General features: G+C 70.7%; 21 protein-coding genes. 11 read left to right on the top strand and 10 right to left on the bottom strand.

Annotation, left to right across the window (positions count from 1 at the left end; genetic code table 11):
• Positions 1-26: 26 nt before the first annotated feature.
• Complete coding sequence (locus AB0M56_RS35075) at positions 27-431, top strand: DUF1992 domain-containing protein (protein WP_364184339.1); 405 nt, start codon at positions 27-29, stop codon at positions 429-431.
• On the opposite strand, the gene AB0M56_RS35070 is transcribed toward AB0M56_RS35075, so the two are convergent.
• On the bottom strand, positions 421-1,362 hold the full coding sequence (locus tag AB0M56_RS35070; protein ID WP_364184336.1) for a CocE/NonD family hydrolase: 942 nt from the start codon (positions 1,360-1,362) through the stop codon (positions 421-423). The two genes, AB0M56_RS35075 and AB0M56_RS35070, sit on opposite strands and share 11 nt — an antisense overlap.
• Positions 1,363-1,602: 240 nt before the next feature.
• Between AB0M56_RS35070 and AB0M56_RS35065 the strand changes: the two genes are divergently transcribed.
• The 4 genes from AB0M56_RS35065 to AB0M56_RS35050 all read left to right on the top strand — a co-directional run bounded on the left by AB0M56_RS35065 (position 1,603) and on the right by AB0M56_RS35050 (position 5,915).
• Positions 1,603-2,739 (top strand): metallophosphoesterase, encoded by a 1,137-nt coding sequence (locus AB0M56_RS35065; protein ID WP_364184333.1) that lies wholly within the window; start codon positions 1,603-1,605, stop codon positions 2,737-2,739.
• 1,099 nt (positions 2,740-3,838) lie between these two features.
• Entirely contained in the window at positions 3,839-4,414 is a 576-nt protein-coding gene (locus AB0M56_RS35060; RefSeq protein WP_364184330.1) for a DUF998 domain-containing protein, read from the top strand.
• Positions 4,415-4,428: 14 nt separating this feature from the next.
• Entirely contained in the window at positions 4,429-5,229 is an 801-nt protein-coding gene (locus AB0M56_RS35055; RefSeq protein WP_364184327.1) for an alpha/beta hydrolase, read from the top strand.
• Positions 5,230-5,261: 32 nt separating this feature from the next.
• Positions 5,262-5,915: an HAD-IA family hydrolase gene (locus tag AB0M56_RS35050; RefSeq protein WP_364184324.1), complete on the top strand. Its 654-nt coding sequence runs from the start codon at positions 5,262-5,264 to the stop codon at positions 5,913-5,915.
• Here AB0M56_RS35050 and AB0M56_RS35045 read toward each other — a convergent pair.
• Positions 5,912-6,367 carry an NUDIX domain-containing protein gene (locus AB0M56_RS35045; RefSeq protein WP_364184321.1) on the bottom strand — a complete coding sequence of 152 codons (456 nt, stop codon included), beginning with the start codon at positions 6,365-6,367 and terminating at the stop codon, positions 5,912-5,914. The genes AB0M56_RS35050 and AB0M56_RS35045 overlap by 4 nt on opposite strands.
• Positions 6,368-6,477: 110 nt before the next feature.
• Here AB0M56_RS35045 and AB0M56_RS35040 point away from each other — a divergent pair, with 110 nt between their 5' ends.
• Complete coding sequence (locus tag AB0M56_RS35040; RefSeq protein ID WP_364184318.1) at positions 6,478-6,954, top strand: DoxX family protein; 477 nt, start codon at positions 6,478-6,480, stop codon at positions 6,952-6,954.
• Here the strand turns inward: AB0M56_RS35040 and AB0M56_RS35035 are convergent.
• From AB0M56_RS35035 to AB0M56_RS35005, 7 genes are all read right to left on the bottom strand, one after another.
• Positions 6,948-7,544, bottom strand: coding sequence for an ATP/GTP-binding protein (locus AB0M56_RS35035; protein ID WP_364184315.1), 597 nt, complete (start codon positions 7,542-7,544; stop codon positions 6,948-6,950). The genes AB0M56_RS35040 and AB0M56_RS35035 overlap by 7 nt on opposite strands.
• A complete protein-coding gene (locus AB0M56_RS35030) occupies positions 7,525-7,896 on the bottom strand; it encodes a DUF742 domain-containing protein (RefSeq protein ID WP_364184312.1) in 372 nt (123 codons plus the stop codon). The genes AB0M56_RS35035 and AB0M56_RS35030 overlap by 20 nt, the downstream gene beginning before the upstream one ends.
• On the bottom strand, positions 7,893-8,309 hold the full coding sequence (locus AB0M56_RS35025) for a roadblock/LC7 domain-containing protein (protein ID WP_220243702.1): 417 nt from the start codon (positions 8,307-8,309) through the stop codon (positions 7,893-7,895). Before AB0M56_RS35025 ends, AB0M56_RS35030 begins: the two co-directional genes overlap by 4 nt.
• A complete protein-coding gene (locus tag AB0M56_RS35020; RefSeq protein WP_364184310.1) occupies positions 8,309-10,729 on the bottom strand; it encodes a nitrate- and nitrite sensing domain-containing protein in 2,421 nt (806 codons plus the stop codon). Before AB0M56_RS35020 ends, AB0M56_RS35025 begins: the two co-directional genes overlap by 1 nt.
• A 460-nt stretch (positions 10,730-11,189) precedes the next feature.
• Complete coding sequence (locus AB0M56_RS35015; RefSeq protein WP_364184308.1) at positions 11,190-11,513, bottom strand: hypothetical protein; 324 nt, start codon at positions 11,511-11,513, stop codon at positions 11,190-11,192.
• A 217-nt stretch (positions 11,514-11,730) separates the two neighbouring features.
• A complete protein-coding gene (kynU, locus tag AB0M56_RS35010; protein ID WP_364184306.1) occupies positions 11,731-12,897 on the bottom strand; it encodes a kynureninase in 1,167 nt (388 codons plus the stop codon).
• On the bottom strand, positions 12,894-13,574 hold the full coding sequence (locus AB0M56_RS35005) for a transcriptional regulator (RefSeq protein WP_364184303.1): 681 nt from the start codon (positions 13,572-13,574) through the stop codon (positions 12,894-12,896). Before AB0M56_RS35005 ends, kynU begins: the two co-directional genes overlap by 4 nt.
• Positions 13,575-13,774: 200 nt before the next feature.
• Between AB0M56_RS35005 and AB0M56_RS35000 the strand changes: the two genes are divergently transcribed.
• Positions 13,775-15,622 carry an AMP-dependent synthetase/ligase gene (locus tag AB0M56_RS35000; protein WP_364184301.1) on the top strand — a complete coding sequence of 616 codons (1,848 nt, stop codon included), beginning with the start codon at positions 13,775-13,777 and terminating at the stop codon, positions 15,620-15,622.
• A 46-nt stretch (positions 15,623-15,668) separates the two neighbouring features.
• Here AB0M56_RS35000 and AB0M56_RS34995 read toward each other — a convergent pair whose 3' ends face one another.
• Positions 15,669-16,562 (bottom strand): SDR family oxidoreductase, encoded by an 894-nt coding sequence (locus AB0M56_RS34995; RefSeq protein ID WP_364184298.1) that lies wholly within the window; start codon positions 16,560-16,562, stop codon positions 15,669-15,671.
• 390 nt (positions 16,563-16,952) lie between these two features.
• Between AB0M56_RS34995 and AB0M56_RS34990 the strand changes: the two genes are divergently transcribed.
• The 4 genes from AB0M56_RS34990 to AB0M56_RS34975 form a co-directional block, all read left to right on the top strand.
• Positions 16,953-18,167, top strand: coding sequence for an MFS transporter (locus AB0M56_RS34990; RefSeq protein WP_364184296.1), 1,215 nt, complete (start codon positions 16,953-16,955; stop codon positions 18,165-18,167).
• Positions 18,168-18,914: 747 nt separating this feature from the next.
• Positions 18,915-20,141, top strand: a complete 1,227-nt coding sequence (locus tag AB0M56_RS34985; protein WP_364184294.1) for a GGDEF domain-containing protein — start codon at positions 18,915-18,917, stop codon at positions 20,139-20,141.
• Positions 20,142-20,375: 234 nt separating this feature from the next.
• Positions 20,376-22,535 (top strand): phospholipase, encoded by a 2,160-nt coding sequence (locus AB0M56_RS34980; RefSeq protein ID WP_364184292.1) that lies wholly within the window; start codon positions 20,376-20,378, stop codon positions 22,533-22,535.
• Positions 22,536-22,662: 127 nt separating this feature from the next.
• Positions 22,663-22,864: hypothetical protein (locus tag AB0M56_RS34975; RefSeq protein ID WP_364184289.1), on the top strand; the 202-nt coding region annotated here is incomplete at its 3' end.

Here is a 22,864-nt window from a genome sequence, read left to right as displayed (position 1 = left end):
GCTGGGTGGGGATCGGAGGTGTTGGAGTGACCGAGCGCAAACCCCCCGGCGTGTCCTTCGGCTCGTGGGTCGACCGCCTGATCAACGCCGCCCAGTCGCGCGGCGAGTTCGACGACCTGCCCGGCGCCGGCAAGCCGCTGCCACCCGCCACGGGGCGCGACGCCGCCACGGACTGGGCCTTGCGCCGCGCCCGCGAAGGCGACCTGGACACGGGCTCGTTCCTGCCGCCGTCACTCGCGATCCCGCGCGAGATCCAGGACCTGCCGGCGAAACTCGCGTCGGTGCGCACCGAGAAGCGCGTGCGCGAGATCGTGGAAGACCTCAACGAACGCATCCGCGAAACGCACCGCCGGCCGCAGGAAGGCCCGCCGCTGCGCGCGATGCCGTTGGACGTCGACGAAACCGTGGAGAGCTGGCGCGTCACCCGGTGATCGCCGAGAGAGGCGCCAGCGGCAGCGTGATCGAAGACGCGGGCGTCTTCACCTGGTAGATGCCGCCGAGCAGGCGGGGGAGCTGGGTGAGCGTCGGGGTGAGGTGCGGGGTGTCGGCCGTCGTCAGCACCACACGGATCCGGTGCCCGGCCGCGAGCTGCGCGAAGGTGGGGAACACCTCCACGTCGTAACGCGTGATTTCGTTGGGCACCAGCCATTTCTCCGACTGGCGCGTGTACGGGTGGTAGGGCATCAGGAGCTTCCCGTCGGGGCTGTACCAGCTGCGCGACGAGTCGGTTTCCCGCTGCGAACCGACCAGCGCGCCTTCGGTGAGCGGCTTGGACGAACCGTCCGGGCCGACGTCGGTCACGGTCACCACCCACATCGTGTCCAGGGTGTTGGCCTGCGCGGAGATCGACGCGGTGATCGGCCCGGCGAGCACGCTCGGCTGCGTCAGCGGCGCGGACGTATAGACGAGCGAGCCTGGACCGTGTTCGCGGTCGAGGTTCGTGGTGTCACACGCCAGGTTCGGCAGAAATCCGCCCAGCCACTGGGCGGTGGATCGCGTGCAGGTGCTCGACGTCGGCGTCCAGGTGATCCAGTCGGTGCCGCTGCCCGAGGGCGGGCTGGTCGAAAGCGTGCCGTCGTTGGCCGCGCGCGGTGCGGTGCCGGTGCGGCCGGCGCCGAAGTAGTAGGTGGTGGCTTGTGCGCCGGCGAACGGGTACGTCGTGGTGTCGACCCAGTTGTCAGTGCCGAACACGTTGGTGTGCAAGGGTTTCGTGGTGTCGGTGATCCCGGTGTCGACGCCCTTGAGCCAGTGGTCGTACCAGGCCAGCTCGATCGGGTGCAGGTCGATGTCACCGGTCGGATCGTGGTACCACGGGCCCATCATGAGCTGGTAGCGGCTGGTCGCCGTCTGGCCGGCGGCCATCGGAGCGTTCACCGGACGGCCGGCCCACGCGTTCTCCCGTGCTCGGCTCGCGCAACCGACGCAGTCCGGCTCGGCCACAGGACTCGACCGACCTGGTCGGCCAGCTCAGCGACTCGGCCAGCTCAGCGACTCGGCGGCTCGGCGACCCGACCCACCGAAACAGCCCTAACAGCCCATTGGGCCGTTAGCCCCCGAGTCCGGCTACTCTGGGTAGACCATGTCGAAGGGATGGCGACCGTGATGCGTCGGGTTCGTCGGGCGGCCGCCCTGGTTGTTGCGTTGCTGTTGTTGTTCGGGGAGCCCTGGTCGGTGTTCGTGTTGTTGCCGGGGTGGCCGGTGGCGGGGACCGTCGCGGGGACGGTGGTGTTCGCGGGCGCGATGGTGGCGTTTCCGGTGCTGATGTTCCAGGGCCACGGGCCGAGGCAGAGCGATGCCGCGGCGCGGACTGGGGACGTCATGTTGGGCACCATCTGGGTGCTGTTCACGTGGAGCGTCCTCGGGCACGTGTTGCGGCTGGCGCTGCTGGCGGCGGGTGTCGACGACCCCGCGCGGCCGCGGATTGTGGCGGCGGCGAGCCTGGCGGTGTCGGTGGTGCTGCTCGTGGTCGGCAACCGGGCCGCGATGCGGGTGCCGCCGGTGAAGGAAGTGGACGTGGTGATCCCGCGGCTGGGCGCGGGCGTCGACGGGCTGCGCATCGCGGTCATCACCGACACGCACTACGGTCCCCTCGACCGCACCAAGTGGTCGGAGAAGCTGGTCGCCGAGGTGAACCGGCTGCAGGCCGACGTCGTCTGCCACGCGGGCGACCTCGCCGACGGATCGGTCGCCAAGCGCCGCAAGCAGGTCGACCCGCTGGGCGGCGTGCAGGCCGGCCTCGGCCGTTTCTACATCACCGGCAACCACGAGTACTTCGGCGAAGCCCAGGCCTGGCTCGACCACATGGCGAGCCTCGGCTGGGACACCCTCCACAACCGCAGCACCCTCGTCGAGCGCGGCGGCGACCGCATCCTCTTCGCCGGCATCGACGACCCCACCGGCGCGGCCTCCGGGCTGCCCGGCCACGGCCCCGACCTGCCCGCCGCCCTCGCCGGCGCGGACCCCGACGTCCCCGTCGTCCTCCTCGCCCACCAGCCCAAGCAGGTCAAACAGGCCCGCGAAGCCGGCGTCGACCTGCAGATCTCGGGGCACACCCACGGCGGCCAGATCTGGCCGTTCCACCTGCTCGTCCGGCTCGACCAACCCACGCTCTCCGGCCTGACGCCCCACGGGCCCCGCACCCAGCTGTACAACAGCCGCGGCTCCGGGTTTTGGGGGCCGCCGTTCCGCGTGTTCGCGCCGAACGAGATCAGCCTTCTCACGCTCCGTCGCGCCGCCTGACCTGGACACCACCAACCCTCGACCGCCCGGCCTGACGCGAGCAACGCCGGGCCGGGCGAGCGCTTCGGCGCGACCAGCGGCCGAGCGGGCCCGCCTCGCCGAATCCAAGTAGGCCCCACGCCAGATCCGAACAGCGCAGACCCGCCCGGCCTGAGGCGAGCTAAGCCAGGCTGGGCGAGACCTTCGGCGCGATCCGGCGATCCGCCGAACCACATGACCAACGCCATCGCCGACCCCGATCGCCCTCACCTGAGCAGCGCCAGGGCGGGCGAGGACTCCGGCTCAACCCAGCGACGCGCCGCCCGAACAGCACCGCGGCTCCGTGCCTCAACCCGGCCACCGGACCAGGCCTGAGCACCGCCAACTCCCGGCCGGCCGGGCGAGGGCTTCGACCCGACCGGCGATAATCGCGTCGCCTGGCCCGTCCGCCTTCTCCGGCCCCGACCTGGGCACCACCGACCGGTCCGGCTCTCGCAACGCCATGCCGACAAAATGTTTTGGCGTCGCCCGGCGACCCGTCGCAGCCTCTGGTCGGTCCGCCTCTCTCCCACCTCGCCCTGGCCAGCACGCCACCGACTGGCCTGGCTCTCGCACCCCATGCCGGCCACGTCTTTGACGCGGCCCCGCAACCCGACGCGCCGCCCGATCGGCTTGCCCCCCGCCCACCTCGGCACGGCCCGGCAACCCGACGCGCCGCCCGATCGGCTTGCCCCTCGCCCACCTCGACCCGGCCGCTGCGCCTGACCTGGGCACCACCGACCGGCCTGGCCCTCGCAACCCCATGCCAGCCAAGTCTTTCGGCACGGCCCGGCAACCCGACGCGCCGCCTGATCGGTCTGCCCCCCGCCCCTCGCCCACCTCGACCCGGCCACTGCGCCCGACCTGAGCACCGCCGAGCCCGACCCCACTCGAGCGGGCGGCGGGCGTTCCGGCGTGCGACAAGCGATCTCGCCACCCCTCAGCTCTGCCGGGTCCTCGAATGACCGCACCGACGCCCACCCCACCGACTAATATTTTTGTCTTGACAATCAAAACCATCGGTGACAGCCTTCTCCACACCAGACCAACCAAGGAGTCCACCACCCGAGGGAAGCTCGCCATGACCACCACCGCACCGAGACCGACCACCCGCCAGAGCAGCACAAACACCACCCGCGCCCTCCTCAACGCCGGCATCGCCGCCGGGCCGGTCTACCTCGTGACCGCCCTCGCCCAGGCCCTGGCCCGCCCCGGGTTCGACCCCGCGCGAACCGACGTCAGCCTCCTCGCCATCGGGCCCGACGGCTGGATCCAAATAGCCAACTTCGTCGTCACCGGACTGCTCGTCATCGCCTGCGCCATCGGGCTCAAGAGCCGGCTGATCGCCACCTTCGGCGCCGGCCTCGTCGCCGCCGGGATCTTTGTGGCCGACCCCGCCGGCGCGGCGATCAGCTGGCACGGAGCGCTCCACATCGTCACCGCCGGAATCGGTTTCCTCGCCTTCACCGCCGCGTGCCTCGCCCGCAAATCCGCCTACTCCCGCATCACCGGCATCGCGTTCCTCGCCGGGTTCGCGGGCGTCGCGACCGGGTCGACCAACCCCGTGGTCGTCATCGGTTTTTGGGTGGCCGTCGCATTGGCGTTCACCTGGCTCGCCGTGACAGCGGTCCACACCAAGCGCACCATCAACCACTGAAGGAGGCAAAACCCATGCCCACCACCACGTCCGCCGACGGCACCACCCTCGGCTACACCCGCCTCGGCACCGGGCCGTCGCTCGTGCTCGTCGACGGGGCGATGTGTTACCGCGGCTCGACGCCCAACGACGCCATCGCGAAGGAACTCGCCGCCCGCTTCACCGTCTTCACGTTCGACCGCCGCGGCCGGGGTGAAAGCGGGAACACGCTGCCCTACGACGTGGAGCGCGAAGTGGAAGACGTCGCGGCCATCGTCAAGGAGGCGGGTGGAGAAGCCGGCCTCTTCGGGATCTCCTCGGGAGCCGTGCTCGCGCTCGAAGCGGCGCACCGCGGGGTGCCGACGAGCAAACTCGCCGTGTACGAGCCGCCGTTCGTCGTCGACGGGTCGCGCAAGCCCCTCAAAGCCGACTACACCGAGAAGCTCGAGCAGGCCGTCGCAACAGACGACCGCGCGGAAGCCGTCCGCCTCTTCATGCGCATCGGGATCGAGCTGCCCGCGCCCATGGTCGCGATGATGCGCCTCATGCCCGCGTGGCCGAAGCTCAAGCGCGTCGCCCACACGCTCCCCTACGACAACGCCCTGATGGACGGCAACCAGGCCGGCGAGCCGCTCCCCGAGGGACGCTGGTCGGGCATCACCGCGCCGACCCTCGTCATCGACGGTGGCAAGAGTCCCCGGTGGATGCGCACCGGCGTGGCCCAGCTGGCCCAGACGCTGCCGGGCGCCACCTACCGCACCCTCGCGGGCCAGACCCACCTCGTGAAGGCCAAGGCTCTCGCCCCCGTGCTTGCGGAGTTCTTCACACCTCGCTGACACCGCGAACGGCCGTACGGCAAGCTGACCGGGTGGCCACGCGAGCGCTGATCTTCGACTTCGACGGAACGCTGGCCGACACGGAAGCCGCGGTGCTGCAGTCGTGGCAGGAGATGTTCCGCGACCACGGCACGGAGCTCCCGCTGGAGGTCTGGCACACCGTGATCGGCACGCAGAACACGGCCGCCACGATGTTCAAGCTGCTGGCCGAGCGCGTCGCGCACATCGACCCCGAGCAGCTGCGCCCGGGGATGCGCGCCCGCGTCCACCAGCTGCTGGAAGCCGAAGGCCCGCGCGAGGGCGTGCTCGGCTATCTCGACGAGGCCGCGAGCCGGAACCTCAAGCTCGGCGTCGCGTCCAGCTCGTCGGGCACCTGGGTCCACGGCCAGCTCGCCCGCCTCGGCCTCGCCGAACGGTTCGGCTCCGTCGAGACCGGCGACCGCCACGCCGCCAAACCGCGCCCCGACACCTACCTCGCCGCGCTGGCCACGCTCGACGTCCCGGCGGAGCAAGCCATCGCCTTCGAGGACTCGCCCCACGGTGTGAGCGCCGCCAAGGCCGCGGGCATCCCGACGGTCGCCGTGCCGAACGCCATCACCACTGTGCTCGACTTCGGCCACGCCGACCTGGTGCTGCCGTCGTTCACGGCCAAGCCGCTGGCCGAGGTCCTCGACCTCTTAGGCTAGATCACTTCGGACAGCCGGTCGAGGAACGCCCGCTGCCCCTTCACGAGCTTCACCCGCGCGGCGTCCAGCCCGAACCACTCGACGCGGTCCACCTCCGGGAACTCCTGCTTGCGCCCCGAGCGCGGCGGCCACTCCAGCTCGAACGTCCCCGGCACGACCGCCGCCGGGTCCAGGTCCGCCTCCACGGCCCACGCCGTGACGACCTTCCCCGACTGCCGCACGTCACCCATCGCGAACCACTCGCCGTCGGGCGCGGGCAGGCCGAGCTCCTCCGCGAACTCGCGCCGCGCGGCGGCCACCGGCTCCTCGCCGTCCTCCAGCTCGCCCTTGGGCAGCGACCACGCGGCCTCGTCCTTCTTCGCCCAGAACGGCCCGCCCATGTGCGCGAGCAGCACCTCGACCTCGTCGCGCCGGCGGAAGAGCAGCAGCCCGGCGCTGTGTTTGGCAGCCATCGCGACAGTCTGCCGGAACCCGCCCGAAAAAGTTTCCGCACCCGTGTCGATCCGCGTCGAGCCCGCTCGACGCATCGGCAAAAGGGAAAAACACTCGGAGGGAACCGGAAATGACCACCATCACCCGCACCCAGGCCACCCCGTCCACCGTGTCGACCACGAAGCCGCAGCTCGTCGAGCGCGTCCGCCCGATCGTGCTGGCCCTGTTCCGGGTCGTCACGTCGGCCCTGTTCCTGATCCACGGCCTGGCCGGCTTCGGCTTCTTCGGCGGCATCGACGGCCAGGGTGGGGCCGTGCCGTTCGGCAGCTTCCCCGGCTTCTGGGCCAGCGCGATCGAGGTCGTCGGCGCCGTGCTGATCCTGCTGGGTGTGGCGACACGACCGGCCGCGATCGTGCTGTCCGGCGTGATGGCCTACGCCTACTTCACCGTCCACGCGCCGATGGGCCTGCTGCCGATGCAGAACATGGGCGAGCCGGCCGCGCTGTACTCGTGGATCTTCCTGACGATCGCCTTCACCGGTCCGGGCGCGTTCGCCCTGGGCAACCTGGGCAACCTTCGCAACCGAGCCAAGAAAGCCCGTCAGTAGCCCGCGGCCGCCAGGTCGTTGTACTTCATCACGTGCTCCATGAGGATCGTCAGCACCTGCTTGGTGGACTCCCGCTCACGGGCGTCGCACAGCAACAGGGGAACGTCCGGGTCGAGGTCCAACGCGGCCCGGACCTCTTCCGTGCCGTATCGGTAGGCGCCGTCGAAGCAGTTCACGCCGACCACGAACGGAAGGCCCCGGCGCTCGAAGAAGTCCACCGCGGCGAAGCACGAATCGAGCCGCCGCGTGTCCGCCAGCACCACGGCGCCCAGCGCGCCCTCGGCCAGCTCGTCCCACATGAACCAGAACCGGTCCTGCCCGGGCGTGCCGAACAAGTACAGGATCAGCTCGGGGTTGATCGTGATGCGGCCGAAGTCCAGCGCGACGGTGGTGGTGGTCTTCTGCTCCACGCCCGAGAGGTCGTCGACGCCTTCGGAAGCGGCGGTGATCACCTCTTCCGTACGCAGCGGGGGGACCTCGCTGACCGACCCGACCATCGTGGTCTTGCCGACCCCGAACCCACCGGCGATCAGCACTTTGACCGCGGTCGCGGTCAGCGCGCGCCGGGGTTCAGAGTTTCCGGATGCCATCGAGAACCGCCTGGAGTACGTGTTTGTTCGGAGCTTCGGTCGGGGGTGCCGCGGTGCGGAACAGCACGAGGTTCGACTCGATCAGATCACTCAGCAGAACCTTCACCACCGGCAGGGGCAGATCCACCCGCGCGGCCACCTCGGCGACCGACGTCGGTTTCTGGCACAGGCTCAGGATCTGCGCGTACTCCGGCTCGATCGCGGCCACCTCGCGTGCGGTCCGCATGGCGACCACGAGCGTGATCAGGTCCAGCCCGAGCGTGTCCGAGCGGGTGCGCCCGCCCGTGACGGCGTACGAGCGGACCAGCGGCCCGGCCTCGTCGTCGAACCAGGACTCGTGCCGGCCGCTCATGGCGAGGTCCGCTGGACCACTCCGGCTCGCGGTGCCGCCGTGAGCACCGCGCCGACCCGCTTGACCATCAGGTTCATCTCGTACGCCACGAGCCCCATGTCCGCGTCGGCGCTCGCCAGCAGCGCGAGGCACGCCCCGCGGCCGGCCGCCGTCACGAAGAGGAACGCGTGATCCATCTCCACCATCGTCTGCCGCACGTTGCCGCCGCCGAAGTGGCGCCCGGTGCCCCTCGCGAGGCTCTGGAACGCCGAGGCGACGGCCGACAGGTGCTCACCGTCCTCTTCGGACAGGTTGCTCGACCGGCCGATCAGCAGCCCGTCGGAAGAAAGCACCACTGCCCGCTCGGCACCGGCGACCCGCTTGACGAGGTCGTCGAGCAACCAGTCGAGCTCGTTGACGCCGTTGTTGGCCATCAGTCGCGATCTCCGTACCTGTTGTCGTCGTAATCGACTTCCGTCTCCCGGGCGCGCCGGGTGCCCTGCTGGAACGCCGTGAGGCGGTTGCGGGCGAGTTCCGGCGTGTCCTCCCGGGCGTCCTGGAGCTCGTGCGCCGGACTGTCCTCGCGCAGCTGGGGCACGAGGTTCTGCTGACGCCGGCGCTGGGGCAGCGGCGGACGACCGGGTGCTTCCGGCCGGTACGGCTGCTGGGGGCGGCCGTTCTCCGGCGCCGGCCGCGGCTCGTGCGCGGGCCACGCCGGCTGGGGCGGGCGAGGCGGCCGGGCGGCGCGCGGCGGAGCGGGCTGCTCGGCCGGCGGCGCAGGCGGTTCGTACCCGGGCTGTTCCACCGCCGCGACCGGAGCCGCTTCGGGGCGCAACCGCGCCGCCCGCCGGCCGACGCGGCTCATGCGCACCGGGTCCTTCACCGGCTGCTCGGGCACCGGCACCGGGGCCTGCTCCTCGGCGACCTCCGGCGTCGCTTCGGCCAGCTGGGCCAGCAGATCCCGTCGCACCAGCACGATCGCGCGCGTGCCGCCGTAGGCCGACTCCCGCAGGTGCACGGAGATGCCGTGGCGCGAAGCGAGCCGCGCGACCACGAACAGGCCCAGCCGGGGCTCGTCCGACAGCGCCATGATCCCGAAGTCCGGCGGGTCGGCGAGCATCGCGTTGAACTCGTCCGCCTGCTCCTTCTCCAGCCCGAGGCCCTGGTCCTCGACCTCGATCACCACGCCCTTGCCGACGACGTTGCCGCGCAGCTCGACGCGCGCCTCGGGCGGCGAGAACGACGTCGCGTTGTCGATCAGCTCCGCCAGCAGGTGCACGAGGTCGCCGACCACCGGACCGCGCACGGCGATCGACGGCAGCGCGGCCGTCTTCACGCGCGAGAAGTCTTCGGTCTCGGCCGCCGCGCCCCGCACCAGCTCCGCCAGGCCGACGGGGTTGCGCCACTGCCGGCCGGGCTGGCCGCCGCCGAGGATGATCAGGTTTTCGGCGTTGCGGCGGGCGCGCGTGGAGAGGTGGTCGAGCTGGAAGAGCGTGTCCAGCTGGTCCGGGTCCTCCTGCTTGCGCTCGGCCGCGTCGAGCACCTTCAGCTGCCGGTGCACGATGACCTGGCTGCGGTGGGCGATGTTGAGGAACACCGTCTTGGTGCCCTCCCTCGTCTTCGCCTCTTCGACGGCCGCGGCGATGGCCGCCTGCTGCGCTTTGTTGAACGCCTCGGCGACCTCCCCGATCTCGTCGTCACCGTGGTCGAGGAAGTGCCCGCCCTCCTCGAGGTCCACGGGCTCGCCCGCGCGCACGCGCTCCACCAGTTCCGGCAGCCGGACCTCGGCCGCGTCGAGCGTGTCCTCCCGCAGCCGCGCGAGGCGCGCGATGAACCGGCGCGAGAGGCGCAGCGCGATGAGCACCACGATGATCGCGATGAGCAGCGCGGCGGCGCCGGCGATGATCGAGTTGGTGAGCGTGGTGTCGGCGTCGGCGATCGCCGCGTTGGTGGCGGCCGAGCTCTGCGTCACGAACATCGTCATCAACGTGGTGGCGACCTGGTGCGCGGCGTCGCGCCACTGCTGCTGCGGCACGGGCAGCTGCTTTTCGCCCGCCAGGAACGCGTTCTCGACCTGCGTGACGGTGCGCCAGTCCGGTCCGGCCACGAGCTTGTCGTAGCTCGCGCGCACCTGCGGCAGCATCTGCGGCACGGACTGTTCCAGCTGCGCGTGGTACGCGCCGATCTGCCCGATGTACGCGCGTTGCTCGTCACCGCTCAGACCGCCCGAAGCGAGCCCGGCCGCCGACAGGGCATCGCTGCGCTGCATCTCCTCGGCGGCGTTGAAGATCGGAATCGCCGACAGGCGCGCGAAGGCGTTCTCCGCACCGCGCGCGGCCTGCGCGAGCCCGGCGACGCCCTGCGTGAACTGGTCGATGATCTGGTTGTAGAAGGTGAACGTCTGCAGCAGCGGCAACTGCCCCGCGTCCACCTGCTGACGCACCTGCGGCACCTTCGAGTACAGCCCGGCGAACGTGGCGATGTTCTGCTTCACGCTCGCGGGCACGGTGTCGTCGTCGGCGAAGTTGCCCTCGAGGATCGAGCTGATCTGCGCGGCCGCCGCGTCGGTCTTCGGCCGCGCGGCCTGCAGCGCCTGACGCGCGTCGGTCTGTCCGGCCAGCAGGCTCATCGACAGCTGCCGCTCCTGCTCGGCGGCGAGGATGAACGGGATGCCCGGGCCTTCCGAACTGCGGATCTTCTGCGCGTAATCCCGCGCCTGCAGGGCGTCGGTGATCAGGTAACCGGCGAGCGCGACGCCGACGAGCAAGAGAGCGAGACTCGGAATCAACGCGATCGCGAGCACGCGTGATCGAATCGACGAGCCGCGGCTGCGACGAACAGAATTCTGCTTCACCGTGGTCCGTTTTCCTTCCGGCAGTACAAGGTATTCGGGTCTCCCAGGGTTTTCTCACCCGGTTCCGACCAGCCGGATCAACTCACCGTGGTCCATCGCCCGCGACGACGTTAGGCAGGCCGGGCAAGCACGTCAAGTCTGGACGCGAATTTCGATCACGTTCCCGTGAGCGTCTCACAACCCTTGCCAGTGCTTGGGAAATCCGCCACGGCAGACGTGAGCTTGGTCGCAGCAGTAATGGGCCGGACGGCGGTGCCACCGTGACCTGCGGCGCGCTATCGGCGCGGTGAACGGCGTGTGAGGAACACCGAATTCATCGGTGAGGTCGATCACCGAACGCGCGGACAGTCCGTGACGGCGACCTTACGCGCGGCCCCGGACTCCACGCGAGGACGAAAAGGCGTGAAATGGACTACACCGGCCACGGAATCGCTGTTCACACCGGCGCGATTACCACTTTTCAGCGCCGAACGCCGTTCGGACGCGAGTCGCCGTCGCGGTGCAGGATCAAGCGCGGCACGTCGGGCCAGTCGGGGTCGTCTTCGTGGTCGGCCCGGCGAGCGGAGCCGCCGCGCCGGCCCCGGCGGAGGAGGTCGTGCAGCATCTCCCGGCACGCCCAGCCGAGCACGGCCACGGAGCAGACCAGCACCAGCACGAGCACCGACTCCACCGGGAAGCGCACGAACAGGTCGCCGAATTCGGCGAGCAGAATTCCGAGGATTACCCCGACCAGGAGTGTGCCGACATACGAAATCGGCACCTCACGAACCCGTGCACCGGCCATCGCCGCCCCCTTCGCCCGGCAACCGCGCCGACGTTTCCCCGTGCCGCACGAGCACGGGATCGCGCCGGTCCGCAGTGCGCCCACCAGCGGAAAAGCAGGGTCCGATCATAGCGGGCAACCACGCGGAACTGTCTCGGTCGCTCACCCGAAGGGGCTATGCGTGGATCCATTCAGCCGCGAAAACCGCGATTTTCCGTGAATTCAGTTCGCCTTTCGTTCAGCGCGGCTCATGCAACGCCGTGACCGCGCGCAGCACTTCCGCGTACCGCGTGTAGAGCGGCGCGAGCCCGAACCGCAGCACGTCGGGCGGACGGAAATCGCCGAGCACGCCGCGTTCGTGCAACGCCGCCATGGTCCGTGGCGCGTCCCGCACCCGCACCGAAATCTGGTGGCCGCGCGCGTGGTCGCGCGGCGTCGGCACGTCGGCGCCGGGCAGTAGTTCGTCGAGGCAGCGCAGGAAGAAATCGCCCAGTGCCAAGCCTTTCGCGCGCAACACGGCGAGATCGACGTCCTCCCACACGTCCAGCGCGGCGTCGAGCGCGAGCAGCGACAGGATGCCCGGAGTGCCCGCGCGCGCCCGCGAAATCCCCGCGCCCGCGCGGTAGCCGGCCTCCATCGCGAACGGGTCGGCGTGCCCGGCCCAGCCCGCAAGCGGTTGGTCGAACGACTCCTGCAGCCGGTTCGCGACGTAGACGAACGCGGGCGCGCCCGGCCCGCCGTTGAGGAACTTGTAGGTGCAGCCCACCGCGTAGTCGACCTCGTGCTCGTCGAGCCGCACCTCGATCGCGCCGACGCTGTGGCAGAGGTCCCAGACCACGGCGGCGCCGGCAGCGTGCGCGGCGGCGGTGATCGCGCCCATGTCGTGCAGCCGGCCGGACACGTAGTCGACGTGGTTCACGAGCACCGCCGCCGTCGCCTCACCGCACGCGGCAGGCAGCTCGGCGACCGGCACGCGCCGCACGGCGTGTCCGGTGAGGCGCCCGACCTGCTCGGTGACGTAGCCGTCGGTCGGGAACGTCGCGGCGTCGAGCAGGATCTCGCCGCGGCCCGGGTTCGCGCGCACGGCGGCGACGAGCACCTTGAACAGGTCGACGCTCGTCGAGTCGGCGACCACGACCTGCCCGGGCGCCGCGCCGACGAGCGGCGCGATGCGCCTCCCGACCCGCTCCGGCGCGTCCCACCAGCCGTCGGTCCACGACCGGATCAGCCGGCCACCCCACTGCTCGCGGACCACCTCGGCGAGCCGCTGCGCGACGTGCCTCGGCGGTGCGCCGAGGGAATTGCCGTCGAAGTACGCGACGGCCGGGTCGAGGTCGAACTCCGCGCGCTTGGCGGCCAGGGGGTCGGCGGCGTCGAGCTCCGCCGCTTCTTCGGCGAGGCTCATGCCGGGAACTCGTCGGCGAGGGTGCTCCAGAACATCAGCTCGTAGCTCTGGAACAGCCGGGCGTACGTCCGCGCGCGATCCGCGTCGAGCCGCCCGGCGTCGAGCCCGGCCTGGATCGCGGCGAGCGCCTGCTCTTCGACTTCCGGGACGTCGGCGGCGAAGAAGTCGAAGAACGCGCACGCGTCCTCGGAGAAGCCACCGTCCTCAAAACAGTAGTGCTCACGCATCCCCGCGGCGATGGCGGCGCAGTACCGGCCCCACGCGGCGAAGTTCGCGAAGATCGCGACGGTGACTTCAGCCGCTTCGCCGTTCAGCGCCAGCCACGCGAAGTACGCCGGATATGCCTGACAACCCGCACGCGGCAACTCGGTCCCAGGATCATCTCCGACCGCGGCCGCCATCGCGTCGAGCTTGCCCAGCGCGAGCTGCTCCCCCGGCGCGAGGCCGCCGAAGAACTCACGCGCCCGCGGTTCGTCGGCGCGGGCGGCCAGCGCGTGGAAGCTGCGCCAGTCGCTGCGCACGATCCACCGCTCCTCGGCGGCGATCGCGGCGAACACCTCGCGCGGCGCACGGCCGGACACGACGAGCGGCACGAGCCGGTTGTCGTCGTCGCGCGGCGCGAGCTCGCGCTGGATCGCACTCAGCAGTTCACGAGCGGACTGATCACGAGCGGGCACGGGCTCTCCTTCGGCAGGGGCTTCCATTCAAGCAGGATCCGCTGAAGTGGATCTTTTCCTCGAGGCGTGAGGAATAGACCGTTTTGCGTAGTTCACGGTCAGGTCCACGCAGGCACGCGGAGTGGCCGCGATTCTCTATCCACACCGGCCGGGAGCCCCTACAGTGGTCGGTCATCCACACCACTGGAGGAGGGCCAGCGTTGACCACCCCGCAGTCCGCAGCCGCACAGGCCGAAGGTCAGACGATCCCCCGCCTGCTGCACCGCAACGCCACCGAGTACGGCGAACACCCCGCCGTCACCTCGCTCGACCTCGAGGGTCACCCGACGCTGAACTGGAGCGAGTTCCGCACCGCGATCGCCGAGTTCTCGCGCGGCCTGGCCGGGCTCGGCCTCGGCAAGCGCGACCGCATGCTGATCATGGCCGCGAGCAGTCCCGACCACCTGGTCGCCGACCTCGCCGCCGTGCACCTGGCCGCGATCCCGTGCACCGCGTACGCGACGTTGAGCCCGGACCAGATCCGCTACGTCGCCCGCCACAGCGCCGCGCCCGTGGTCGTCCTCGGCGGCACGGGTGAGCTCGATCGTTGGCTGCCGGTGCTCGACGATCTCCCCGCGCTGCGCCACGTCGTCGTGATGGACGCGGCCGCCATCCCGGCCGGCGACGAACGGTTCGTTTCCTTCGCCGAGGTGCGCGAGGCCGGACGCGCGGCACTCGCCGAAGACCCCGCCGCGTTCGAAGCCGCGTGGCAGGCGATCCAGCCGGACGACCCGCTCGCGATGATCTACACCTCCGGCACCACCGGCGACCCCAAGGGTGTCGTGCTGTCGCACCGCAACGCCGTCCACGAAGGACTCGCGGTGCAGAACCTGCACGACGCGCCCATGCACGCCAAGAACATCGCCTACCTGCCGCTGGCGCACATCGCCGAGCGCGAGCTGTCGATCTACCTGCCGCTGCTGTGGGCGGGCCACGTGCACACCGTCGCCGACGCCGCCGGAGTCGTCGCCGCGCTCGGGCAGGTGCACCCGGAGAGCTTCTTCGGCGTACCGCGCGTGTGGGAAAAGATGGTGGCGGGCATGAAGAACATGCTCGGCGGCGTACCCGAGGACCGGCGCGAGGCGCTGCTCTCGGCCAACGCCCTGCTGCAGGAGGGCTACAAGCTGCGCTCCGACGGCAAGGAGGTGCCGGCCGAGCTCGCCGAGCGCATCGCGAAGACCGACGAAGCCGTGCTCGCCCCCGTGCGCGCGCTGCTCGGTCTGGACAAGGTGCTCGTCGCCTCCAGTGGCGCGGCGGCCCTGCCGGTGGAGGTCCTGTACTTCATCGCCGGCCTGGGCGTGGAGATCCAGGAGGTCTGGGGCCTGTCCGAGACGACCGGCGCGGCCACGTCGAACAGCGCCGGCGGCTTCCGCGCGGGCACCGTCGGCAAGCCGCTCGAGGGCGTCGAGGTGAAGGTGGCCGAAGACGGCGAGCTGCTCGTGCGCGGCCCCATCGTGTTCCTCGGCTACCTGCAGGAAGACGGCTCCATCGCCGACGCCACCGACGCCGACGGCTGGTACGCCACCGGCGACATCGGCACCATCGACGAAGACGGTTTCGTGCGGATCACCGACCGCAAGAAGGAACTGATCATCACCTCGAGCGGCAAGAACATCGCCCCCACCCGCATCGAGGGCCTGCTCAAGGAGCACCCGCTCATCGGCCAGGCCGTCGCGATCGGCGACGACCGCCCGTATGTCACCGCCCTCATCGTGCTCGACGACGAGATCGCCCCCGGCTGGGCCGCGGCGAACGGCATCGAGGCGTCCGGCATCGACGAGCTGGCCACCCACGACCAGGTGCTCGCCGAGATCGAACGCGCGGTGGAATCCGCCAACAGCCGCCTGGCGCGCATCGAGCAGATCAAGCGCTACCACCTGATCACGCAGGCGTGGACCCCCGAAACCGGTGAGCTCACGCCCACGCTGAAGCTCAAGCGCCGCGTCATCAACGAGCGCTACGACGCCGCGATCAAGGACCTCTACACCGCTGTCACCCCGGCGTCCTGATCGCCGACCCCGGGCGGTTCGGATGAGCCCCGCCCGGGGTGGGCCGTCAGGCGATCCGGCTGCTGTCCGTCCACTTGCGAAGCCGCGGCGGCACCCGCTTCTCGAGCCCGTAGTTCTCCAGGTGCGCCGAAAACACCTCGTCGAAGGCGTTCTGCACCGTCTCCGTGTCCCACACCTGCCGCTCGAGGATCGGCTGCTTCAGGAACGGCTGTCCCATCACGTGCAGCTGCGGCCCGTTGCACCGGATCATCTGCCCGGTGATCCCCGCCGACCCATCCCCGAGCAGGAACAACACCACCGGCGCGATCCGGGACGGCGTCCGCTCGGGCGGACAAGCCCGCAACGCCCGCTCCGACTTCCACACCATCCGCGTGTGCGCCACCGGGCACACCGCGTTGGCGCGGATCCCGTGCTCTTCCAGGTCCAGGGCCCACGAATACGTCAACGAAGCAACCGCGCCCTTCGAAGCCGCGTACACGCCGAGCTTGCGCTGCCCCAGCGAAGCGCCCGACGAAATATTCACGATGGACCCGCGAATCCCCCCGGCGACCATCGCCTTGATCGCCGCCAGGCCCGTGTACATCACGCCCAGGACGTTGACCTCGACCAGCTCCCTGGCCTGCTCGACGTTGTCGTCCCACGGCAGGGCCTCGTAGTTGAGCCCGGCGTTGTTGACCAGGCCGTTGATCCGCCCGAACTCGCCGACGCACAGGTCCACGATCGCCTGGGCCTGCGCCGGGTCGGCCACGCTGTGTCCACTCGCGACGGCCCGGCCGCCGCGCTGCCGGATCGTCTCGGCCGTGCGCTCGGCGAGCCCGGCGTCGACGTCGTTGACCACCACGGCCCCGCCCGCGCGGGCCACGTGCACGGCGAACGCCTCGCCGAGTCCCCGGCCGGCGCCTGTGACGACCACGGCCTTGTCCTGCATGAGCCTGTCCATAACCATCTCCCCGCTGCCAGGCACCGGAGGGGCGAGGGGTCGCTCCACCGGGCTCTTTTCCAGTGTTGGGCCATTCCGCACGGGGAACAGGGCGACGGCGGCGAACGGTGGGCGTCATGCGACGAGCGAGTCACGCACGATCAGTGCTCCGGTACCTCCGGACTGGTCACCACCGACCGAAATCAGGGTCCGCCCGGCGTGGTCCGGGCCCCCTTGAACAGCCCGACCGCGGAGAACGATCGTTCTACTGTTCGCCCGCGCGTAATCAGCGGCATACTGATTGTTGTCCCGCTGCCCGGACCTGTGACTCCCTCGGGGTCGCCGTCACAGCCCAGGCAGAATGCCCACCGGACACGTTCACCCGATCGGGGAGGGGGAAGTGGTCACCCTGTGACGACCCACGCCACGCCACGGCTGACGGCGCCACTGCGGAACGTCGAGTACCGCGTTCTGTGGGCGGCCGAGGCCATCTCGAGCGCGGGCGACCAGCTGGCGAAGGTGGCGCTCGCCATCCTCGTCTACGACCGCACCGGCTCGGCCCTCTGGGCCGCCGTCGTCTACGCCCTCACGTTCCTCCCCGCCCTGGCGGGCGGGCTCGGGCTGTCCTTCCTCGCCGACCGCTACCGGCGCCGCGCGGTGCTGAGCGTGAGTGCGGCGGTGCAGGCGATGCTCGTGGGGCTGATGAGCCTGCCGGGCATGCCGCTGGCCGTACTGTGCGGCCTGCTCGTGGCCGTGCAGTTGGCCGCGTCACCCGCCAACGCCGCGCAGAACGCGATCACGCGCGAAGTGTTCACCGACGACGAGATCTACCTGCGCAGCCAGGACCTGCGCGGGATCACCACCAACACGGTGATGCTGCTGGGGCTCGCGGGCGGCGGCCTCCTGGTGACATTCGTGGGCACGTCGTGGGCGCTGGCGATCGACGCCGTGAGTTTTGCCGTTGCCTCGCTCATCGTGCGCGTGTGGGTGCACGATCGCCCGGCCGCGGGCGGCGAGCAGTCGACGTGGTTCGGGGCCACGCGGTTCGTGTTCGGGCAGCGCAGGCTGCGGGTTCTGATCGCGCTGTCGTGGCTGGTCGGGCTCGCGGTGGTCCCCGAAGGGCTCGCGGCTCCGCTGGCGCAGCAGCTCGGCGCGTCGTCCGCGGCCGTCGGCTGGCTGCTGGCTGCCGACCCGCTGGGGTTCGTGGCCGGTGCCTACTTGCTCTCGAAGTTCGCGTCCGCCCAGGTCAGGCTGCGGCTGCTGGGCATCCTCGCGACGACGTCGCTGGCCCTGCTCGCATTGTTCCTGCTCCAGCCGAACCTTGCACTGGCTCTCGTGCTCCTCGCACTGGCGGGTGCGATGGGCGCGTACATCATCACGGTCACCGCGACGTTCGCCACCTGGGTGCCGAACGAGCTGCGCGGCGGCGCCGGCGGGCTCTACCGCACCGGGCTGCGGGTCGCGCAGGGAGTCGGGGTCGCGCTGGGTGGGGTGGTCGCCCAGGTGACCGGGTCCGCGGTCACCGCCATCGCGCTCGCCGGTCTGCTCGGCGTGGCGCTGGCCATCCCCACCGCCTTCTCATGGACCCGGGTGCGGCACGCGGTCGCAGCCGGTACCGGGCTCTGAGTCGTGGCCGGCTCGTTCACCGGCCGGGGCGATCCGGTTCTGACCTCCGGATCGAAGTCTGGGGGTGCGTCTTGTTCTCAGGCTTCGCGGTCACGCATCGCGACTCTCCTCTGCTCACGCTGTCACGAACTCTTGGTTGCCGGTCACCGGAATCACGCCTCGCGGTCACGCACGGTCGGACACCTCCTCGAACAGAGAGCACTGAGCACACTGACAATTTCCGGGAAAACAGACAAGAACGATTCAGGCCTCGCGGTCGCGCATCGGGAAAACACCTCCTCGAGGGCCCAGCTCAGCGACTGGCGTTGCAATTCGCATTCAGGATTCACCAGCCATCGGGGGAAGGCACCTCAGGGTAAGAGGCACACGGTTGGACGGAACACGAATTCAGCCCTCGCGGAGGGCCCACCGCCGGGGAGTCGGTGAGTGCGATGATACCGGTAAGCGATAACAGCACCACAGTGGATACCACCAGACGCGAACCACCCGAGAGACCGGAGGAGGCCGAGCCCGATGCCCGAGAACGCACGCGCGCACGGTGAACCCACGGACTCCAATCGCGGGGTACCCACACCCTCCCATGATCACGCACCGAAGTTCCAGGATTCTTCCGGGCATGCGCAAGGGGATGCACGCAGTGATGCACAAAAAGCAACCGCGCGGTCGCAGGGTGTCGGCCAACGGCTCGGTGAGTTGATTTCCGGCAATCCCGTGCGGTCGTGGGATCTGTGGACGAAGCCGCGCCCGATGATCGTTTTCCTGCTTTCCTGGGAAGCGCTTGCCATCGGCCTGCTGACGTTCGGGATCGTCACCGGCGGTCCCGCCACCGCCCTGGACTGGGCCCGGTTCGGCATCCTCGCCGTGTGCGCCACGGTGCACATCCAGCTCACGCGCCGGCAGGAGGAGCGGCGGCGCAACCGCGTGACGGCCGTCCACATCGACCTGTCGGGGATCTGGGTGTTCCCTGGCGCGCTGCTGCTGCCGATCCCCTTGACACTGCTGCTGATCGTCATCGTCCGCGGGCAGCGGTGGTTCAACTCGCGGCGGCCTCCGCACAAGTTCGTATTCACCTCGTTCACGCACGCCGTGTCGGCCTTGGCGGCACACCAGCTGTACCAGACCTTCGCCTCAGCGGAGCTGGAGAACCTCACGCCGAACAACTCGCTGAAGCTCTTCGGCATCCTCATGCTGGTCGGCTTCTGCTACGCGGCGCTGCAGGCGATCGTCATCGGCAGCCTGCTCGCACTGGGCGGAACTTCCGCCCCGACGCTGAGCAACGTGCTGGGCACCAAGGATGACAACCTGCTGGAGCTCTCGACCATCGGTCTCGGCACGATCGCCACGATCCTGCTGGTGAACTTCCCGCCGGCGATCGTGATCCTGGTGCTCATCACCGTGCTGGGCAACCGGCTCGCCGAGATCAACCAGCTGCAGTCCGAGGCGCGCACGGACCCGAAGACCGGCATCTTCAACGTGCGCGGGTGGTCCGAATCAGCCGACCGCGCCTTGACGCGAGCCGCTCGCGGCAACGAAATGCTGGCGCTGCTGATGATCGACCTGGACCATTTCAAGTGGATCAACGACACCTACGGCCACCCCGCGGGCGACGACGTCCTGCGCACCGTGGCCCAGACCTTGGACGACATCACGCGCCCCAGGGACATCATCGGCCGCTTCGGCGGCGAGGAATTCCTGATCCTGCTGCCGGACGTGGACCAAACGGCCGCCAAGGTCGCGGCCGAACGGATCCGTCTCGCGATCGCCGAACAGCAGATCGTGACCACCGACAAACGCGGCGGACGCGCCCGCATCACCGGTCGGACCACGTCGATCGGAGTGGCGTTGCTCGGGCCGAACGGATCGACGGTGGAACAGTTGCTGCACGCGGCCGACGCCGCCGTGTATGCCGCGAAGGAAGGGGGCCGGAATCAAGTCCGGTTCGCCGACGCGGATCCGCCGCCGCGCGTGGCCTGAGCGAAATCGCCGCCCGGCCAATTGCGATTAATCGCGTTGGGTGAACGGGCCCCGAAAACGGACAGCCAATTAAGCAGGGCTTGCTCTCCGTGACCGGAAGTCGCGAAAAGGGGACTGTGATGCAATTCACCACCCCCTGAAATGTGGTGCCCGGCCCGGACCCGGGGAGATCCCCACCCCTTCCGGGGGTCATCCCCATGCCGCCGCCCGGGTGGGACTGGCACCCTTGAGCGCATGCCCGCCACCGACGACCGGCCTCCGGCCGCCGCTCGCGCCCGCCGTCCGTGGTCGACGTCGGGCTGGCTGCTGCTGGTGCTCTTCGTCGTGTTCGGCTTCGGGCTCATCGCCTCGCGCCCGGCGTCGCCGCCGGACCAGGGACCGCCGACGGGCGACGTACTGGCCGCGCAGAACGCCATCGCCGCGCTGACCCACCCCGGCCCGCAGCCCACCGCGCTCGCGCTCCTGCCCAAGGACTTCACCGCAGTCAGCGGCGTGACGCCGGGTGCGCTGGCCGCACGCGACGGGACCGTTCGCGCCGTCCACGTCGACGGCGGGTGCTCCACCCCGTGGGGCGACGACAACACCAAGTGGGACTACGCGGTGCCGTGCAAGGCCCACGACCTGGGCTACGACCTGCTGCGCTACGCGGACAAGAAGGGCCACCCGCTCGACCAGAGCGTGCGGGCCTCGCTCGACGCTCGGCTGTCGCAGGACATGCACCACGCGTGCGTGGTGAACCCGATGGGCTCGCCGGGCACCTGCCAGGTCGTCGCCACGCTCTACTCCGCCGGGCTCGTCGTGAACTCGTGGCACCAGCGGTGGGGACCTCCGGTCGCCGACCCGATCGGGCCGATGGTCGCCGGCGTCCTCGTGATCGGCTGCCTGCTCGTGTTCCGGCTGCGCGGCTGGCACACGGCCCGGCGCGCCACCCCCCGACCCGCTCGCGCCGCGACTGGTCCCCCCACCCGCTGGGCCGTGCTCGGCGCTGCCTCGGCCGTGCTGCTCGTGCTCGGCGAATCGGCGACGGCGCTGGCCGACTGGGCGGGCGCGCCCGAGTCCGCGTGGTGGCCGCTGACGTGGCTCGCGCAGCTCACGCCGCTGCTGTTCTTCGCGGGCGGCTACGCGAACGTCACCGGCTGGCCGGCCGAACGCGACCGCGGCTACCGCCACTACCTCGCCGAGCGCGCGAGCCCGCTGCTGCGCCCCGCGTTGATCTTCGCCGTGGTCGCCCTGCTCGTCCCGCTGGCGCTGGAGCTGCTCGGCATTCCCGCAGGCACGAACGCGACGGTCATGCGGATCGCGCTGCACCCGCTGTGGCTGCTGGGCGTGTACCTGCTGACGGTCGTCTGCGCGCCCGCACTGCTCGCGCTGCACCGCCGCGCCGGGTTGTGGTCGGTGGCCGGCCTGCTGGCGCTCGTCGTCGCGGGCGAGGCCACCGCGGCCTGGTCCGGCTCGCCGCTGCCCGGTTACGGCGCCACCCTGGCGCTCGCGCTGCTGGCCCAGAAGATCGCGTTCGCCCACGCCGACGGGGTGCGGCTCCCCCGGCCGGTGCTGGCGGGCGCCGCCGTGGCCGGAGTGGGCGCTCTGGCCGTGGCCACCTTCGCGCTCGGCGCGTCGCCGATCCTGCTGGGCAGCCCGGGCGCGCCGGCCGCGTTGTCAGCGCCGCCGTGGGAGGTCCTGCTGCTCGGCGTGACCCAGCTCGGCTTGGCGGGCGTGCTCGGTGGACGGCTGGTGCGCGTCGCGGCGTGGCCGCGGGTCAGCCGCGCGGCCGGGTTCGTGCTGCGGGCGCCGATGAGCCTGTACCTGGCGTTCCTGGCGGCGATGCTGCTGCTCGTCGCCGTCGTCTACCTGCCGGGCCCGATCGCCGACGGGCTGAGCTGGCTCGTGAAACCGCGCACCGCCATGGCGATCGCGCTACTGCTCGTGCCGGCGGGGTGCGTGTTCTGGTGGTTCGAACGCCACCCGCGCGGCCACGGCGAACCCGCGCCGCCCCCGCCGAGACCGCGCACGGCCACCGGCTGGCGGCCGGTGCTGCTCACGAGAGCGGCCGCCGCGCTCGGCATCGGCTACGCGACACTCGGTGTCTTCGGGCTCGCGCTGGCCCGCTTCGGCGACGTCGCCGCCGACGCCGATTTCCTCGGCCTGCACCTCGACCCCGTGCAGAGCCTCGTGCACCTGCTTCTCGGCGTGCTCCTGCTGCACACCGTCCGCACGGGCGCCACCGCGTCGGCGGGCACGTGGTTCGTCTGCGCACTCGCCTGCGGCCCGCCGCTGATGGTCTCGTCGGCCGGCACGCCGACCGTGGTCCTGCACGCCGCGACGGCGGTGTTTGCGCTGGTCGCGGCCGTTTCGTGCCTGGTTCCCCGGCGCCGCGCTGCGAGCGCGACTTCTTGACGAGAAACTCGAAGCGCGACACGCACACAACCGGCCAGGCGAACGCGCCCGACTTGGCGGACCATGGGTGGTGCAGGCCACACCGGCCGGGGGAGGTGCGAACCCGCCGCAACCCCGTCCCGGCACCATGCGTCTTCAAGGTCCGGGAGACCCGGACAGTGGCAGGCAGACGGACGAGCAGAAGGAGCGGACCGCGTGGATCACCCGCCTCGGAACGGGCAAGGCGACCGACGCCCCGCCCGCCCCTGGCAGGACCCGCCGGGGCGCGCGAGCGGACGCCGGGTGCCACCGCCCGCGCGTGATCGCGCTGGGCCGCGCGGCCCCCGCGA

The sequence above is a fragment of the Amycolatopsis sp. NPDC051372 genome, assembly GCF_040682095.1.
Taxonomy (GTDB): domain Bacteria; phylum Actinomycetota; class Actinomycetes; order Mycobacteriales; family Pseudonocardiaceae; genus Amycolatopsis.
This window is presented reverse-complemented; position numbering and strand designations above follow the sequence as displayed.

Excerpts from the sequence above, each read along its gene's own strand:
- AB0M56_RS35070 (WP_364184336.1), bottom strand. The coding sequence starts at position 1,362 with ATGGCCGCCGGCCAGACGGCGACCAGCCGCTACCAGCTCATGATGGGC.
- AB0M56_RS35025 (WP_220243702.1), bottom strand. The coding sequence starts at position 8,309 with ATGGCCAACAACGGCGTCAACGAGCTCGACTGGTTGCTCGACGACCTC.
- AB0M56_RS35015 (WP_364184308.1), bottom strand. The coding sequence starts at position 11,513 with ATGGCCGGTGCACGGGTTCGTGAGGTGCCGATTTCGTATGTCGGCACA.
- AB0M56_RS35035 (WP_364184315.1), bottom strand. The coding sequence starts at position 7,544 with ATGGCATCCGGAAACTCTGAACCCCGGCGCGCGCTGACCGCGACCGCG.
- AB0M56_RS35065 (WP_364184333.1), top strand. The coding sequence starts at position 1,603 with ATGCGTCGGGTTCGTCGGGCGGCCGCCCTGGTTGTTGCGTTGCTGTTG.
- AB0M56_RS35055 (WP_364184327.1), top strand. The coding sequence starts at position 4,429 with ATGCCCACCACCACGTCCGCCGACGGCACCACCCTCGGCTACACCCGC.
- AB0M56_RS35030 (WP_364184312.1), bottom strand. The coding sequence starts at position 7,896 with ATGAGCGGCCGGCACGAGTCCTGGTTCGACGACGAGGCCGGGCCGCTG.
- AB0M56_RS35060 (WP_364184330.1), top strand. The coding sequence starts at position 3,839 with ATGACCACCACCGCACCGAGACCGACCACCCGCCAGAGCAGCACAAAC.
- kynU (WP_364184306.1), bottom strand. The coding sequence starts at position 12,897 with ATGAGCCTCGCCGAAGAAGCGGCGGAGCTCGACGCCGCCGACCCCCTG.
- AB0M56_RS34985 (WP_364184294.1), top strand. The coding sequence starts at position 18,915 with ATGATCGTTTTCCTGCTTTCCTGGGAAGCGCTTGCCATCGGCCTGCTG.
- AB0M56_RS35040 (WP_364184318.1), top strand. The coding sequence starts at position 6,478 with ATGACCACCATCACCCGCACCCAGGCCACCCCGTCCACCGTGTCGACC.
- AB0M56_RS35045 (WP_364184321.1), bottom strand. The coding sequence starts at position 6,367 with ATGGCTGCCAAACACAGCGCCGGGCTGCTGCTCTTCCGCCGGCGCGAC.
- AB0M56_RS34995 (WP_364184298.1), bottom strand. The coding sequence starts at position 16,562 with ATGGACAGGCTCATGCAGGACAAGGCCGTGGTCGTCACAGGCGCCGGC.
- AB0M56_RS34980 (WP_364184292.1), top strand. The coding sequence starts at position 20,376 with ATGCCCGCCACCGACGACCGGCCTCCGGCCGCCGCTCGCGCCCGCCGT.